This window comes from Pedobacter roseus, assembly GCF_014395225.1.
Taxonomy (GTDB): domain Bacteria; phylum Bacteroidota; class Bacteroidia; order Sphingobacteriales; family Sphingobacteriaceae; genus Pedobacter; species Pedobacter roseus.
Genome location: NZ_CP060723.1, coordinates 2,700,816 through 2,716,820, shown reverse-complemented (window position 1 = coordinate 2,716,820; position 16,005 = coordinate 2,700,816). Strand labels below are relative to the sequence as shown.

General features: G+C 38.2%; 15 protein-coding genes. 10 read left to right on the top strand and 5 right to left on the bottom strand.

The features are described from left to right. Positions 1 to 10: 10 nt before the first annotated feature. The 5 genes from H9L23_RS11335 to H9L23_RS11315 all read right to left on the bottom strand — a co-directional run bounded on the left by H9L23_RS11335 (position 11) and on the right by H9L23_RS11315 (position 5,198). Positions 11 to 283 (bottom strand): hypothetical protein, encoded by a 273-nt coding sequence (locus tag H9L23_RS11335; protein ID WP_187595053.1) that lies wholly within the window; start codon positions 281 to 283, stop codon positions 11 to 13. Positions 284 to 349: 66 nt separating this feature from the next. After that, complete coding sequence (locus H9L23_RS11330; protein ID WP_187595052.1) at positions 350 to 739, bottom strand: type II toxin-antitoxin system VapC family toxin; 390 nt, start codon at positions 737 to 739, stop codon at positions 350 to 352. After that, entirely contained in the window at positions 726 to 947 is a 222-nt protein-coding gene (locus tag H9L23_RS11325; protein ID WP_187595051.1) for a hypothetical protein, read from the bottom strand. The genes H9L23_RS11330 and H9L23_RS11325 overlap by 14 nt, the downstream gene beginning before the upstream one ends. 40 nt (positions 948 to 987) lie before the next feature. After that, on the bottom strand, positions 988 to 4,215 hold the full coding sequence (locus H9L23_RS11320; RefSeq protein ID WP_187595050.1) for an amidohydrolase family protein: 3,228 nt from the start codon (positions 4,213 to 4,215) through the stop codon (positions 988 to 990). 14 nt (positions 4,216 to 4,229) lie between these two features. After that, positions 4,230 to 5,198 (bottom strand): PDDEXK nuclease domain-containing protein, encoded by a 969-nt coding sequence (locus H9L23_RS11315; protein WP_187595049.1) that lies wholly within the window; start codon positions 5,196 to 5,198, stop codon positions 4,230 to 4,232. A 116-nt stretch (positions 5,199 to 5,314) separates the two neighbouring features. Here H9L23_RS11315 and H9L23_RS11310 point away from each other — a divergent pair, with 116 nt between their 5' ends. From H9L23_RS11310 to rplT, 10 genes are all read left to right on the top strand, one after another. After that, positions 5,315 to 7,207 (top strand): RecQ family ATP-dependent DNA helicase, encoded by a 1,893-nt coding sequence (locus H9L23_RS11310; protein ID WP_187595048.1) that lies wholly within the window; start codon positions 5,315 to 5,317, stop codon positions 7,205 to 7,207. A gap of 147 nt (positions 7,208 to 7,354) precedes the next feature. Next, complete coding sequence (locus tag H9L23_RS11305; protein ID WP_187595047.1) at positions 7,355 to 8,662, top strand: MFS transporter; 1,308 nt, start codon at positions 7,355 to 7,357, stop codon at positions 8,660 to 8,662. A 22-nt stretch (positions 8,663 to 8,684) separates the two neighbouring features. Further along, positions 8,685 to 9,422 (top strand): (Fe-S)-binding protein, encoded by a 738-nt coding sequence (locus H9L23_RS11300; RefSeq protein ID WP_187595470.1) that lies wholly within the window; start codon positions 8,685 to 8,687, stop codon positions 9,420 to 9,422. Positions 9,423 to 9,881: 459 nt separating this feature from the next. Then, positions 9,882 to 10,778, top strand: coding sequence for a hypothetical protein (locus tag H9L23_RS11295; RefSeq protein ID WP_187595046.1), 897 nt, complete (start codon positions 9,882 to 9,884; stop codon positions 10,776 to 10,778). A gap of 159 nt (positions 10,779 to 10,937) precedes the next feature. After that, the gene (locus tag H9L23_RS11290) at positions 10,938 to 12,029 is read left to right on the top strand and encodes an acyltransferase family protein (protein ID WP_187595045.1); all 1,092 of its coding nucleotides are present in this window, start codon (positions 10,938 to 10,940) and stop codon (positions 12,027 to 12,029) included. 95 nt (positions 12,030 to 12,124) lie between these two features. Further along, positions 12,125 to 12,619: a hypothetical protein gene (locus tag H9L23_RS11285; RefSeq protein WP_187595044.1), complete on the top strand. Its 495-nt coding sequence runs from the start codon at positions 12,125 to 12,127 to the stop codon at positions 12,617 to 12,619. Between the two features lie 114 nt (positions 12,620 to 12,733). Next, positions 12,734 to 14,659, top strand: coding sequence for a threonine--tRNA ligase (gene thrS, locus H9L23_RS11280; RefSeq protein ID WP_187595043.1), 1,926 nt, complete (start codon positions 12,734 to 12,736; stop codon positions 14,657 to 14,659). A 17-nt stretch (positions 14,660 to 14,676) separates the two neighbouring features. Next, a complete protein-coding gene (gene infC, locus H9L23_RS11275) occupies positions 14,677 to 15,246 on the top strand; it encodes a translation initiation factor IF-3 (RefSeq protein WP_056872808.1) in 570 nt (189 codons plus the stop codon). Between the two features lie 29 nt (positions 15,247 to 15,275). After that, positions 15,276 to 15,476 carry a 50S ribosomal protein L35 gene (gene rpmI / locus H9L23_RS11270; RefSeq protein WP_010600880.1) on the top strand — a complete coding sequence of 67 codons (201 nt, stop codon included), beginning with the start codon at positions 15,276 to 15,278 and terminating at the stop codon, positions 15,474 to 15,476. A gap of 74 nt (positions 15,477 to 15,550) precedes the next feature. Continuing rightward, the gene (gene rplT, locus H9L23_RS11265; protein WP_025144714.1) at positions 15,551 to 15,895 is read left to right on the top strand and encodes a 50S ribosomal protein L20; all 345 of its coding nucleotides are present in this window, start codon (positions 15,551 to 15,553) and stop codon (positions 15,893 to 15,895) included. Positions 15,896 to 16,005 lie beyond the last annotated feature (110 nt).

Sequence of the window (16,005 nt, the reverse complement as noted above, 5' to 3'; positions counted from 1 at the left end):
ATCACTAAAATCACATTTTCATTTTAAAATGCGTAAGAAAATAGATAATACAGATGAGTATAATCGAATTTACGATGAGCAATACCCATGATATAATGGATTTCCGGTTTTTCATCAACGCTATAAAAGAAGTGATGTAAGCCATCGCAATAAGTGCAAGGAATAAGTTTACAGTCTGGATGCCCAAAATGTAATAGCCGCTATAAGAGAAAACCAGTATGCTTAATATTAAGAATATAACTGAAGCGGTAGTATAAAGTTTATTTGGTTTCATAATATTCATTTGCGACAGCTTTACGCTCTTATTTGGAATTTAGAATTGCAAATATTCAGGTTTGAGATTTATAATTTACCAGGCCAATATTTTTAATCCTGAGATTTCTTGAAAATGCTTATCTCTTGTGCTTAGCTTAAGTTTATGCTGTATTGCCGATGATGCTATCCAAATATCATTTTCGGGAATAGGAGTACCTTTTCTTCTTAAATCGACTTTGATTTTACCATAGATAAGTGCTGTTTCATCATCTATATGCAAAATATTGTAAGCTGCAATAAGCTCTTTAATATTGGCAAGATTTTGTTCAATCTTAATTGAATATTCAGCACCATAGCAGAGTTCTCCAATAACAATTGAAGATAAATATATTTCAGATTTATCTATGTGGTTTGCTACACTAACATCGCCTTTAAACAGTGCAGAAATGATATTAGTATCTATTAATACCCTATTTCCAGCCATCTAGATCGATGTTTTCACAATCTTGTTCAACAGCTTTATCAATCAGATCCATATCTGACTTCGAGATCAGGCCAATAAAATCATGAGCTGACTTTTTTTTATCAGTTAATACTGATTTTTTTAAAACCTTTACAATATTCAAGTCTTCCAAATTCTTAAGAAGTTGGTATGCTTTATTGTTATTGATCTGTAGTAATACGGTTTCCATAAATCAAATTTACTTAAAATTAGATTATTATACTAAATAATTAATCACAGTGCGGAACGGTAAAAGTCCAGGTTTCTGATTCTCCGTTTGGAATAATATAGCTATTTCCCCTGATATTCTCGAACCACAGCCTGCCACGAAGTTTTTCTCTTGTACCTACTTCGTTCAAGGTGGCACTATCATAAAGGCGGCCATTGATCATGACATATTTGATTTTCTCTGAATTTCTAATATCATCCAAAGGGTTAGCATCCATAATTACCATATCTGCCAGTTTACCAACCTCTAATGAACCAATTTCTTTATTCATACCCAAATAGCCTGCTCCATTCAATGTTGCTGCCCTAATGGCCTGCAACGGACTAAATCCACCTTGAACCAACATCCACAGTTCCCAATGTGCTCCTAAACCTTGTATTTGCCCGTGTGCACCAAGGTTAACCTTGGTACCACCATCTGCAATTTGTTTAGTGGCTTTTGCAATATCAATGTGGTTATAATCACTGTATTCGGAAGTAGTCCTGCGTCTTGCCCTTGCATCAATAATGGAGCGTGGGGTGTAAGTCATTAATTTTTCGTTTTCCCAAACGTTGGTTCTATCGTACCAGTAGTTTTCACCCCACTGACCGCCATAAGCCACAATTAAAGTAGGGGTGTAGCCCACTTCGGTATTGTTCCAAAGCGTAGTTACATCTTTATAAACCGGTAAAACCGGGATACTGTGCTCAATTCCGGTATGCCCATCAGCAACCATATTCATATTAGTAAAAAACGTTGAGCCGCCTTCAGGAACAACTTCCATTTTTAACTGTCGGGCAGCTTCTAAAATCTGTTGACGCTGCTCCCTGCGTGGCTGATTGTATGATTTTACCGAAAACGCACCAACGGCTTTTAACCTGCGTAAGTTGGCTAATGCATCGTCTAAACTGTTAATCACAACCTTGAAATCACCATCGGCACCATATAAAATAGAGCCGGTAGAATAAACCCTCGGACCAACCATTCTACCAGCCTTAAGCATTTCGCTTTGGCTAAAAACCATTTCTGTATTGCTCGATGGATCGTGTGAAGTGGTTACGCCAAAGGCTAAATTGGCCATATAACTCCAGTCGCTCTGTGGTGTAATCCCATCCGGACTGGTGCGTAAATGTGCATGAACATCAACAATGCCTGGCATAATGGTTTTGCCATTTACATCAATTACTTTGGCATTGGCCGGGATGGTTATCGCATCCGATTTCCCGATTGCAGTAATTTTATTACCATCGGTAAGAATGGTTCCATTTTCAATTACTTCATCACCTTTCATTGAAATGATTCTTGCACCTTTTAAAGCCACAATTCCCGTAGGAACATCTGATTTTAATACCAGGTTGATATCGGTTGATGAAGCTTCGGTTTTAGGCGTGGTGCCATCAAAATTGAAAGCACTGTTTACATCTATGGTGAAATATTTTGGTCCTAACGTCCAGTGCAGGTTTTTGCTATCAACACTCCATTGGATATAGGTTCCGCCATCGGTAGTTACTTTGGTAACCGGAATCGCTTTATTTCCTGCAGAAGCATCCTGGGCAGTCCCCACATTGATCATCGGTGTGATGTAAACATTGAACAACTCATTAAATGCGAGCCATTTATTATCAGGGCTGATGATGAACTGATTGGCATATTGAGACGTAAAGTGTGTTCTTTCATTTGCACCGTTTAAATCAATGCTTTTTAGGGCTTTTTTCCCATCTGCATAACTTTGGAAATAAATGCGGGTGTCGGTATTGTTAAACTGCGGACGGATGCCGTTATCAGAAACCAAGGTTTTTGCGCCTCCGTTGGCCGGCATCATGAAAATACCTGTTCCGCGGCCATAATTATAGCCCAAAACATCATTTCCACTTCCTTTTCTGAAAACGATCCTATCACCTTTGGTTGAGTATTGCGGAGAATAATAAAAACCTTTTTCGTCGCTTAGGGTGATGGTTTTAGCCGATTTGAGATCGGTTCTTTTTATTGCTCCACGCAATTCATCACTCCAGGTGGTATAAACCACATATTTTCCATCCGGACTAAAAGCCGGTTCGAATTCGAAATCCAAACCATTCGTTAATCTTTCTGGTGTTCCTGCGGGTAATTCTTGTTTGTATAAATATCCTGCTGCATTAAAAACAATGGTTTTTCCATCAGGGGAGGTGGTAAGTTGTCTCAACATTTTAGCAGAAAATTCATTGCTGAAAACCTGCTGTTCAAAATGTAAGGCTTGTTGTACAGTTTGAATGGTATTCGCCTGAAAAGGAATGGTGCTGTTGATCAATGTACCTATTTCGGTTTTCCTGATTTTTCCTTTGGCATAAAAAACGATGCTTTTGCTGTCTGGTGTCCAGGCGAAATTCGGATAAACGCCAAAAATTGCCCAGGTTTCCTGCTGATCATGTGATAAATCTTCGTTTACAGGCCATTCTTCACCAGTTTTAAGATTTTGAACATATAAAGTAGATTTTAGCCTTACCCGTTTTACAAAAGCAATCATATTTCCATCAGGCGAAACCTGCGGACGGCAAGCGCCTCCCTGCTCATTAATCAAAGTAGTTAATTTTCCTGTCGTTAAATCTAGCTGACGGATGGCATAAATGGTTCCGTTAGGATCTTTGCTATATTCGAAGTTTGGGCCAGGGCTAACATCTTCACTAAAATAAACATATCTTCCATCTGGCGAAACATTTGGCTCACCAGCATCCTGCTGATCGTTTTTACGTTTGGTTAACTGCACACCATCGCCGCCGTTTATGCTGTACATCCACATTTCACCGGCACCTAACGATCGGCTGGCCGTAAAGTGTTTTCTGGCCACCAGGTATTCGCTATTAGGCATCCAGGTTGCATTATTCAATAACCTGAAACTCTCTTTGGTAATCTGCTTTTTGCCTGAACCATCACGGTTCATGATCCAGATATTATCACCTCCGCTTTTATCGCTTGTGTAAGAAATGTATTTTCCATTAGGGCTAAATCTTGGCTGCACATCCCATGCTGCACCTCCGCTGATCAGTTTTGCCACGCCACCACTAATGGGCATCACGTAAATATCGCCCAGTAAATCAAAAGTAATTTCCTGTCCGTCGGCACTTACATCAAGGTTCATCCAGGTGCCTTCATCTGTGTTTAGGGTGAAGTTTTTTGTAGTGCCCTGGTATTTTTCAATGTCCCATTTTTTTTCCTGGGCGTAAGAACTGAAAAATAATAGCGAAAGAGCGGATAAAAAATAGAGGTGTTTCATTATATATTGGATGGTTATTTGAATAATTCGTGTATTTTTCTTTGAAGTAATTTTTTGTCGGGTAACTGTGTTTTGTATTCTGCTACCAAAGTAGGTGAGAGGCTCCGGCTCAACGCATATTCTACCACTTCGTTATCTTTATCCTTACAAAGCAGAATACCAATGCTTGGATTTTCATTTGACTTTTTAACATCTCTATCTAAGGCTTCCAAATAGAAATTTAACTGACCTAAATGTTCAGGCTTAAATTTATCTACCTTTAATTCAAATGCAACTAAACATTGTAAGCCACGGTGGTAGAAAAGAAGATCAATATAGAAATCGCTATTACCAACCTGTATTTTATATTCTTCACTAATAAATAAAAAGTCTTTTCCGAGTTCAAGAATGAAATTTCTCATTTCCTGAACCAATTTTTTTTGTAAATCGCTTTCGTTATGAGGCTCAGGGAGATTTAGAAATTCGAATACATAAGTGTCTTTAAAGCTGTTTTCCAGATCGGTGTGTAATTCTCTCAACACTGTTGAGAGTTTTGTATTTCCTATAATTGATCTTTCAAAAAAACCAGATGAGATCTGACGATCTAATTCTCTAAAGGAATAATTTTCTTTTTTAGATAGTTTAATATAAAATTCTCGAGATTCAGGGCTATTACATCGTGAAAAAATGGCTAAATTGTGTGACCAGCTAATTTCTCTCACCAGTGGTGAGAGTTTTGGGTAATCTTTATAACTTTCGTAAAACTGCTTCATTCGCCAAAGATTTTTGTCAGAGAAGCCTTTTAAATCAGGTTCATTTTTTGATAAAAATTCTGCTAGTTGTTTTACTACTGATTGCCCCCATTCGACATTTTTAACTCTATTATGTATATACTCGCCAATATTCCAGTATAGGTTTATTAATGTTGAATTAACAGTTTTCAATGCCACTGCCCTGGCATTTTTAATTAAGCTGACAATATCTGCAAACTGCGTTTCTAACATTTAATCCTTCTTATTTAGCAAAGTTAATAATCTTTTCTAAAGATGATTTTTTTCAATTTCTAACAATAATAAGTGGCGATTTTGGATTAAATGTATAGTTTTGATACCGCCGATTTATGACAGCAATAGAGATTTTACAAAAATATTGGGGACACCAAGCTTTCAGGCCGCTACAACAGGATATTATTACCTCTGTTTTAGAAGGAAATGACAGTTTAGCGCTGTTGCCTACGGGTGGGGGCAAATCGATCTGTTTTCAGGTTCCTGCCTTAGTCAAAGAAGGAATCTGCATTGTAGTTTCTCCCTTAATTGCCCTGATGAAAGATCAGGTAGAAAACCTCAAATCGAAAGGGATCGAAGCCATTGCCATCTATGCGGGGATGGGGAAACGTGAAATCGATATTTTATTGGACAACTGCATTTACGGCAAAATTAAATTTCTTTATTTATCGCCAGAGCGTTTATTAGCTGATTTAGTGCGCGTTCGCATTTCGTACATGAATGTAAACCTGATTGCGGTTGATGAAGCACATTGTATTTCGCAATGGGGTTACGATTTCCGTCCGCCGTACCAGCAAATTGCTAAACTCCGCGAAATTCTTCCTAATGTTCCGGTGCTGGCACTTACCGCCACAGCAACTGATTTTGTAAGGAAGGATATTATCGAGAAACTGGAAATGAAAAACCCGCAGGTTTTTGTTAAAAGTTTTGCCAGGGACAATCTGAGTTATGTGGTTTTTGGTAATGAAGATAAATACAGAAAACTCATCGATATCTGCCAGAATGTGAAAGGAACAGGACTGGTTTACGTGCGTAACCGCAGGGAAACTGCTGAAGTAGCTAATTTTATTAATAGAAACCAGATTAAAGCCGATTTTTACCATGCAGGGTTAGAACGCGATGTTCGTTTCCTGAAACAGGAAGAGTGGAAAAACAATAAAACCCGCATTATGGTGGCTACCAATGCTTTTGGGATGGGCATCGATAAAGCAGATGTTCGTTTTGTGGTGCATTTAGACCTGCCCGAAAGTCTGGAAGCTTATTATCAGGAAGCAGGAAGGGCAGGACGCGATGAAAAAAGGAGTTATGCCGTTTTATTGGCCAATCAATCTGATATCCTTGGCTTAGAATCCCGGTATTTAGATAGCTTTCCTTCACCGGATGAAATCAGGAAAACCTATCATTATCTGGGCAATTATTTTCAACTGGCATTTGGCGCCGGCGAAGGCTTAACCTTTAATTTTGATGTTGCTGATTTTTGTAAGCGTTTTAATATCAGTGTATTAAAAACGATTTCTGCCCTTAAGTTTTTGGAGCATGATGGTTACCTCACCTTATCAGAAAGTGTTTTTTTACCTTCAAGGATGATGTTCATCGCCAGCCATGAAGATATTTACCGGTTCCAGATCGAAAACAGGGCTTATGATAGCATTATCAAAACCATTCTGCGCTCGCATGGCGGTGCTTTTGATGGTTTTGTGAAAATCAATGAAGCCGATCTGGCCAAGAAAACCGGACTTTCTTATAAAGAGATTGTCGCGCTCCTTAATAAATTGCAAAGCATCGAATTGCTTACCTATATTCAGCAAACCGATCAACCGCAATTGCAATATGTTAGGTCACGGGCTGATATGGATCATTTCGACCTGGATGTAAAATACCTCGGACTGAGAAAAGAAATTTTACACAAGCAGATTAATGCGGTGGTGGCTTATGCCTCCTCTAATTTGTGTAGGAGTGTTCAGTTGCTTAACTATTTTGATGAACACCACGCTACAAAATGTGGTGTGTGCGATGTTTGTCTGGCAGAAAAAAGAGCAGAAAACCAAAGTCAAATGGGAGAGGAAATCGAATTTGAAATCATTTCTTTACTGCAACAGCAGCCTTTAAGTCTTGATGATTTGGTTACCAATATTAAAAATGGTGCTGAAGCTGAAAGAATTGATGCGATAAGAGAATTATTAGATGCTGGTAAGATTAAAACTGATGGGAAGAAATATTATCTTTAGATGTGAGATGTGAGATGTGAGATGTGAGATGTGAGATGTGAGAAAAATGCCAGTTAAGTTACCAATAAAGTATTAGTTTTGTAATGAACTATTTAATCGGTGGAATCAAATTAATCAACGCAATCACCAGCGAAGCGAAAAAACTAAATGATAACAAAAAATAATAAGAAGACCATCCGCTCATGGGCATTCTTTGATTGGGCAAACTCTGCCTATAACTTAGTCATCACCTCTACCATTTTCCCGGCTTATTACACCATTATTACCACTACAAAAGAGCATGGCGATAAGGTGCAGTTTTTCGGAAGAACTTATATCAATACTTCTCTTTCTAATTATGCCTTATCATTTGCTTATCTGATTATGGCTTTTGCATTGCCGATGCTTTCGTCAATTGCAGATAGAAGGGGGAATAAAAAATCCTTTATGAAGTTCTTTACCTATATGGGTGGATTAGCCTGTATCGGTTTGTATTTCTTTAAACTGGATACGCTCGAAATGAGCATTATTTTATTTGCTTTGGCAGCTATGGGCTACATAGGAGGGGTTTTATTTAGCAACTCTTATCTTCCAGAAATTGCAACAGAAGAGCATCAGGACCGTGTAAGCGCACAAGGTTTTTCTTATGGATATATTGGATCTGTAATATTACAGTTAATCTGCTTTCTGTTTGTGTTAAAACCAGCGTGGTTTGGTATCAACGATGCATCATTTCCGCCCCGACTGTCCTTTTTACTGGTTGGTGTATGGTGGATTGGTTTCTCGCAGATTCCATTTAAAATACTTCCAAATGGAACCCCACAAAATGATAAAGTAAAAACCAATATTTTTAAAGATGGCTTTAGCGAGCTTACCAAAGTATGGGGACAGCTAAAACAGATCAACAAACTAAAGGGATTTTTATTTTCTTTCTTTTTCTATTCGATGGGTGTGCAGACCATTATGCTTGCAGCCGCAGGTTTTGCCGAAAAAACCTTAAAATTAGGAACTGCAAAACTGATTGCCGTAATATTAATTATTCAGTTAGTAGCCATTCCTGGTGCTATGCTGATGTCGTTTCTTGCTAAAAAAATAGGTAACGTAAACGTGCTCATTATGGTTGTTTTAGTATGGATAGGTTGCTGTGTTTATGGTTATTACATTACAACTGAATATCAATTTTATTCATTGGCAGCAATTGTTGGTTTAATAATGGGTGGAATTCAATCTTTATCACGTTCTACTTATTCTAAATATTTACCTGTTGATACAAAAGATAGCACTTCATTTTTCAGTTTTTACGATGTAACCGAAAAATTAGCCATTGTAATTGGTTTATTCAGCTTTGCCTACATTGAAGATTTAACCGGAAATATTCGCTACTCGATTATCGCTTTGGCATCATTTTTTATTGTTGGATTAATCTTTTTAGTGCTTTTAAGAAAAATCGAACGTAAAGAATCGCTAAAATTGTAAGTTTGCAGTCGTTTAGAATATGATGAAAGTAGAATTATTTGTGCCTTGTTTTGTAGATCAGTTATATCCGGAAACTGCTTTTAATACCTTGAGGTTATTGGAAAAATCGGGATGTGAGGTAACCTACAATTCAAAGCAAACCTGTTGTGGGCAACCGGCATATAATGCGGGTTATTGGGATGAAGCTAAAGAAGTAGGTACAAAGTTTCTGAATGATTTTACCGAAAATACTTATGTGGTGGCACCATCTGCGTCATGCATAGGCATGGTGAAAGGTGGATTTAACGATCTGTTTACCAATACTATTGTGCATAATAAATGCAGAAGTCTGCAATCAAACATCTGGGAGCTTTCTGACTTTCTGGTCAACGTAGCCAAGAAGGATTATTTCGGTGCCGAACTGGAAGGTAAAGCAGTTTACCACGATTCGTGCAGTGCTTTACGCGAATGCAAAATCAAAGATGAACCACGCCAATTACTTTCGAAAGTGCACGGTTTGGAGATGATCGAAATGGAAGATACCGATATGTGCTGTGGTTTTGGTGGTACTTTTGCAGTGAAATTCGATGCCATTTCATCAGCCATGGCCGAACAAAAAGTTAACCACGCATTGGCGCAGCAAGCCGATTATATTATTTCTACTGATTTATCTTGTCTTTTACACCTTCAGGGCTATATTGATAAAAATAACCTGCCTATAAAAACCATGCACATTGCCGATGTGCTTTGTAATGGGTGGTTGGAAAGTACAGAATACTAGTTTAATCCTCTCACGTTTAATTCGGGATATTTATTTTTTAGCGCTTACGCTCGTTTCTAACGAGCGTTGAATAATTTATCGTTTAACTATTTATGCATTCGTTTGGAAACGAGCGCAAGTGTTTTTCTATTTCAAACCTCGCAATTTTTTTGCACTGCTTTTTCTAAAATAAACCTGACCGTCAGCGTTATCCCGATTTAAAGATCAATTTTAAATTAAATGGTATATTCCATCGGGATTAAGCAGAGGGCAGGACTAGCGCAACCAAAGAACTACTGCTATTGCTTTTCAAAAACAAGCTCTATTGTAAAAAATAAATTACATCTGCATTTAAACAGCTTGCTCAGCCAATCCAGGTATTGATTTTAACACAATTTAGCACGTTTTACGTTATAATCTGCAATACCTTTGTTAAACCTTTTACAGGCTTTCGTATCTAACAGACAAAACAAAATCATAATGAAAAAAATATTCATCGCTTTATTAGGAGTAATGTCGATTGCAAGTGTTGCAAATGCACAAAAAAAGACTTCTGGAGCAATACAGTTCGAAAATACCATCGATCCGGCGGCTATGGCATCAGCCAGCGGTATACAGTTAACCGATCAGATGAAAGCCAGAATGCCTTCATCAAGCAAAACCAATTTTGAGTTATTATTTACCGCTACAAACGCCAGTTATATGCCCGTTGAAGAAACGGAAGATAGCAATGGAGCAGGCGGCGGTGGCGGCGGAATGGGCCGTATGATGATGCGTTTTGGTGGTGGTGGAGGCAACCGCGAATATTATTATACTTTCGCAGATAAAAGCCTTACCGAAGTGTTCGACTTAAACGATACCACTTATTACATGCCAAGTAAGTTAACATTATCTACTTCTGGTCCGATTGGTTCGATGCGGATGGGTGGTGGAAACCCGAACGATACCACTAAAGCTAAACCAGCTCCGGCACCTACTATTGAAGTGGTTAAAACGGATTCTACTAAACAAATTTTAGGCTTTACCTGTCACCAGGCGATTGTAAAATCGACAAGGGCTATTAAGATTCTGGATATGGATAAAAATGTAGTGGAAGAAACTAAAATCTGGTATACTAAAGATTTAGGCTTCGACTTTTCTCCAAATCCAAATATGTGGACAGAAGGTGCTGTTTTGGCCATTGAAGGCAGGGGAAACAGCTCGATTGCAAAAAGCATTGAATATAGAAACGTAAGCTCGAAAGATGTAACCGCGCCTAAAAAAGCGAAATTGATAACTCCTGAAGAGTACAAAACTAAAATGGAGAACATGATGAAACGTTTCAGACAGAACAGGCCAGGTGGTGGAGGTCAGGGAAGAGCATTTGGAATGAATTAAGAAACAAAAACCACCATAATTTTCTATTAAGCCCTGAAGTTTTTAAGCTTCGGGGCTTTTTTTGTATCATTTTTGAAGATTATGCTTCATCGCCCGCTGTAATTTGTCATATAAAATGAGAATGGTTATTATTGAAACAAAATTAAATAGCCTAACCAAGTGATTACAGCAGAAAATAAGACTAATATTTTAGCAACCAAACAGCATTTTGAGATTTTAGATGGATTACGAGGCGTTGCAGCCATTATTGTGGTGATTTACCATTTTATGGAAATTGCAATTACCGATTATAACAAGAATTTTTTGTCGCATGGTTTCCTTGCGGTCGATTTCTTTTTTTGTTTATCGGGTTTTGTAATTGCTTACGCTTATGATAACCGTGCGCCACATATCGGCTTGTTCCAGTTTTTTAAGTTGAGGTTAATCCGTTTGCATCCGCTGGTTGTTATTGGCTCCGTTTTAGGACTGCTCACGTTTTTATTTGATCCATTTAGCGATTTTTACAGCATTTATGGCTTCGGCAAAACAGCATTGTTGTTTTTAGCATCAGCCTTTTTAATCCCTTATCCGGTAATGCCGGAACGTTATACCAACCTTTTTTGCTTAAATGCACCTGCCTGGTCGTTGTTTTGGGAGTATATTGCCAATATCTTTTATATCCTCATCCTGTACAAACTGAATAAAAAAATATTGATTGTTTTGGCATTAGTTGGGGCGGCATGGCTTGTTTATATCGGTATAAAGGTTCCAAATGGAAATTTAGGTGGCGGCTGGGGCGGACAAAATTTTTGGGATGGAGGAGCGCGGGTACTTTATTCTTTCTCTGCCGGCATGCTGGTTTACCGTTTCAACTGGATTATTAAAAATAAATTAGGCTTTTTGGGTGTGAGTGTGCTTTTGCTTGTTGCATTTCTATTCCCTTATGCCGATCGTTATAACTGGATTACCGAACCGATAATTGTGTTATTTTATTTCCCGTTTTTGGTTGCCTTAGGTGCTGGTGCAGCACTGAATCCTGCCTCAAAAAATATTTGTAAACTTTCTGGTGAAATATCATACCCCTTATATATGACGCATTATCCGTTTGTTTGGGTTTTCTTAACTTATGTTGCCGTAGTTAAACCTGAAATGTCAACCTTATGGGTGGTTATTCCTGTTTCGGTATTGATTTTAATCGTGCTCGCTTATCTCATTATGAGGTTCGTAGATATCCCATTGCGTAAATATTTGAAAGCCAAATTTTTGCTTTAATGTTATGATTGGTTCGTGGAGACACAGCAAGGCTGCGCTGGGAAATGAAACATGGCGGCAGTAAATAATTTAAAGAATATTAAAGACAACAGAATATGAAATCATTAAAACTCGCTTTGTTTTCCCTTTCCTCAATGCTGCTGTTTAGTTGTACATCATCAACCAGCGATTATGCCTATAACGAGAAAGCAACTTCAATTTTCTTAAGCCAGATGAAGCAGATCGACGAAACAGATAGTGTTTTCAAAGATACCTCGAAGGTATATGTTAAAGGCTTTCCTGATTCTATTTCTTTATCGCACAAAGCAGAAAACCTGATCAATAATTCGAAAATGGATCTTGCTAACCTGGCAGATCTAAAACCCGGTAAAGCAGCTGAAAAATTTAATGAAAACGTAATTGCCTACCTGACAGCTATAAACGATTATGGTAAAACGGCAAAGCAAATGCTGCAGACAAAAACCATTAACGAAAAGAAAAAATTACATAATCAGCTGATGTTGAAGTACGAAAAACTGAATACTTATCCTGATCGTGTATTGGAGATACAGAAAACATACCTCAACGAGGTGGGGCTGCAAGCCAGATAGAATTTTAAGTTTATCCATCGTTAACGGTATAAAATTCGTACCTTTGCACAAAATAAAATCACATTGTAAGTGATCTTTAAAACATTTTATTCAAACTTTAAATCATAGTTGTAGATGATTAACATTACTTTACCTGACGGTTCTGTCCGTCAGTACGAAAAGGGCACTTCTGCCCATCAAATTGCATTGTCAATTTCCGAGGGCTTAGCCCGTAACGTGTTAGCTGCAGAGGTTAATGGCGAGGTTTGGGATTCAACAAGACCAATCGAATCTGATTCGTCAGTTAAATTGTTAACCTGGAATGATGCAGCCGGAAAATCAACTTTTTGGCATTCATCGGCCCACTTAATGGCCGAAGCTTTAGAAGCGCTTTATCCGGGCACCAAGTTTGGTATCGGTCCGGCAATTGAAACCGGTTTTTATTATGATGTAGACTTTGGCGACCGCGAATTTTCTTCGGATGATTTCAAAGCGATCGAAACCAAAATGATCGAACTGGCCAAACAAAAGGAAACATTTGTGCGCGAAAGTGTAAGCAAAGCAGATGCGGTAAAATATTTTACCGAAAAAGGCGATGAGTACAAATTGGATTTAATTGACGGCCTGGAAGATGGCAAAATCACTTTCTATACCCAGGGTTCATTTACCGATTTATGCCGTGGTCCGCACATTCCGAATACTGGTTTTGTAAAAGCAGTAAAACTGATGAATGTGGCTGGTGCTTACTGGCGCGGCGATGAAACCAAAAAACAGTTAACCCGTATTTATGGGGTAACTTTTCCTAAGGCGAGCGAGCTTACCGAATACCTGTTGATGATCGAAGAAGCTAAAAAGCGCGATCACCGTAAATTAGGAAAAGAGTTAGAATTATTTGCTTTCTCGGAAAAAGTAGGCATGGGCTTACCTTTATGGTTGCCTAAAGGAACTGCTTTGCGCGAACGTTTGGTTAACTTTTTAACTAAGGCACAGGCTAAAGCGGGTTATGAGCAGGTAGTAACACCTCATATTGGGCATAAAAATTTATATGTAACTTCTGGTCACTGGGAGAAATACGGTAAGGATTCTTTCCAGCCGATTAAAACCCCGCAGGAAGGAGAGGAGTTCTTCTTAAAACCGATGAACTGTCCGCACCACTGCGAGATTTACAAAACAAAACCGCGTTCTTATAAAGATCTTCCGGTTCGTTTTGCAGAGTTTGGTACCGTTTACCGTTACGAACAAAGTGGCGAATTACATGGTTTAACCCGTGTACGTGGCTTTACTCAGGATGATGCACACTTGTTCTGTATGCCGGAGCAGGTTAAAGAAGAATTTAAAAAAGTAATCGATTTGGTACTTTATGTATTTAAATCGTTAGGTTTTGATAACTATACTGCCCAGGTTTCGTTAAGAGATCCGGAGAACAAGGCTAAATACATTGGTTCTGATGAGAACTGGAGATTATCTGAAAATGCAATTATCGAAGCAGCTGCAGAAAAAGGCTTAAATACGGTTGTAGAATATGGTGAAGCCGCTTTTTACGGTCCTAAGCTCGATTTTATGGTGAAAGATGCTTTGGGTAGAAAATGGCAGTTAGGTACCATTCAGGTTGATTATAACCTGCCTGAGCGTTTCGAACTGGAATATACTGGTAGCGATAACCAGAAACACAGACCGGTAATGATCCACCGTGCACCATTTGGTTCATTGGAAAGATTTATCGCCGTACTTATCGAGCATTGTGCCGGAAACTTCCCGTTATGGTTGAGCCCGGAGCAGTTTATTGTTCTTCCTATTTCAGAAAAATATGAAGAATATGCAAAAAAAGTTTTAGATGAGCTAAATAATTCCGATATTCGCGGGCTGATTGACTTCCGGGATGAAAAAATCGGTCGTAAAATACGCGATTCGGAAGTTAAAAAGATCCCATACATGCTCATTATCGGTGATAAGGAAATGGCAGAAGGAAAAGTTTCTGTACGTAAACATGGTGAGGGAGATTTAGGCGAAATGACGTTGGAAGAATTCAACAATTTATTAAGAAAAGAAATAACAGTTTAAATTAAAACAGTACAAATTTGGCATTAGGAAGACCAGGATTTAACAGGGGACCACGTCCACCTTTTAAGAAAAAAGAAGCAGAGCATAACATTAATCAGTATATAAAATCGCCCGAAGTGCGTTTAGCTGGCGATAATGTTGAACCGGGGATTTATCCTTTGGCGAAAGCTTTGGCGCTTGCTGATGAACTGGAACTGGATTTGGTAGAAATTTCTCCAAATGCTGTACCACCGGTTTGTAGGATTATTGATTACAGTAAATTTGTTTACGAACAAAAGAAAAAGCAGAAAGAGATCAAATCTAATGCTAAACAAACTGTAATTAAGGAGATTCGTTTCGGTCCTAATACCAACGATCACGATTTCCAGTTTAAATTGAAGCACGCGGTAAGCTTTTTAGAGAACGGTGAGAAAGTTAGGGCTTATGTGCATTTTAAAGGAAGGGCAATTGTATACAAAGAGCAGGGTGAGATTTTATTATTAAAATTTGCTCAGGCTTTGGAAGATGTAGGAAAAGTAGAGTTATTACCTAAATTAGAAGGTAAACGCATGTTCTTAACAGTTGCGCCTAAAGTAGCAAAAAAATAAAAATAGGTTTATAAATTAAAAAACAGGTTATGCCAAAAATGAAAACCAATTCCAGTGCTAAAAAGCGTTTTTCGCTTACTGGAACAGGTAAAATCAAAAGAAACAAAGCATACAAAAGTCACATCTTAACAAAGATGAGTACTAAACGTAAACGTGCTCTTGGAAATGCAGGAATTGTAACTGATGCAGATTCAGGTAACGTTAAACGTATGCTTTGCATCGGAAAGTAATTTATTAATTTCACCAGGTATCAGGCATTAAAGTTCCTTAAATTGGACGCCGCTTACCAAAAAACAACAACAACATGCCACGTTCGGTAAACGCAGTAGCTTCGAGAAGAAGAAGAAAAAAAATCCTTAATCTAGCCAAAGGCTATTGGGGAGCAAGAAGTAAGGTTTATACTGTTGCTAAAAACACAGTAGAAAAAGGTTTGCAATATGCATACCGTGACCGTAAAGTTAAGAAAAGAGAATTCCGCGGATTGTGGATCCAACGTATCAACGCTGGTGCACGTCAACACGGTATTTCTTACTCTCAATTGATCGGTAAACTAGCTTCAAAAGAAATCGGTTTAAACCGTAAAGTATTGGCTGATTTAGCAATGAATCACCCAGAAGCTTTCAAAGCTGTAATTGATGCAGTAAAATAGAAATTTTCGCTTAAGCGATAATCATATTTAGAAAAGGTTCCGATGCAAATCGGGACCTTTTTTTGTTTTATTTTGTTCGTCATCTCGATCCAATAGCTATCGGGTCCGCT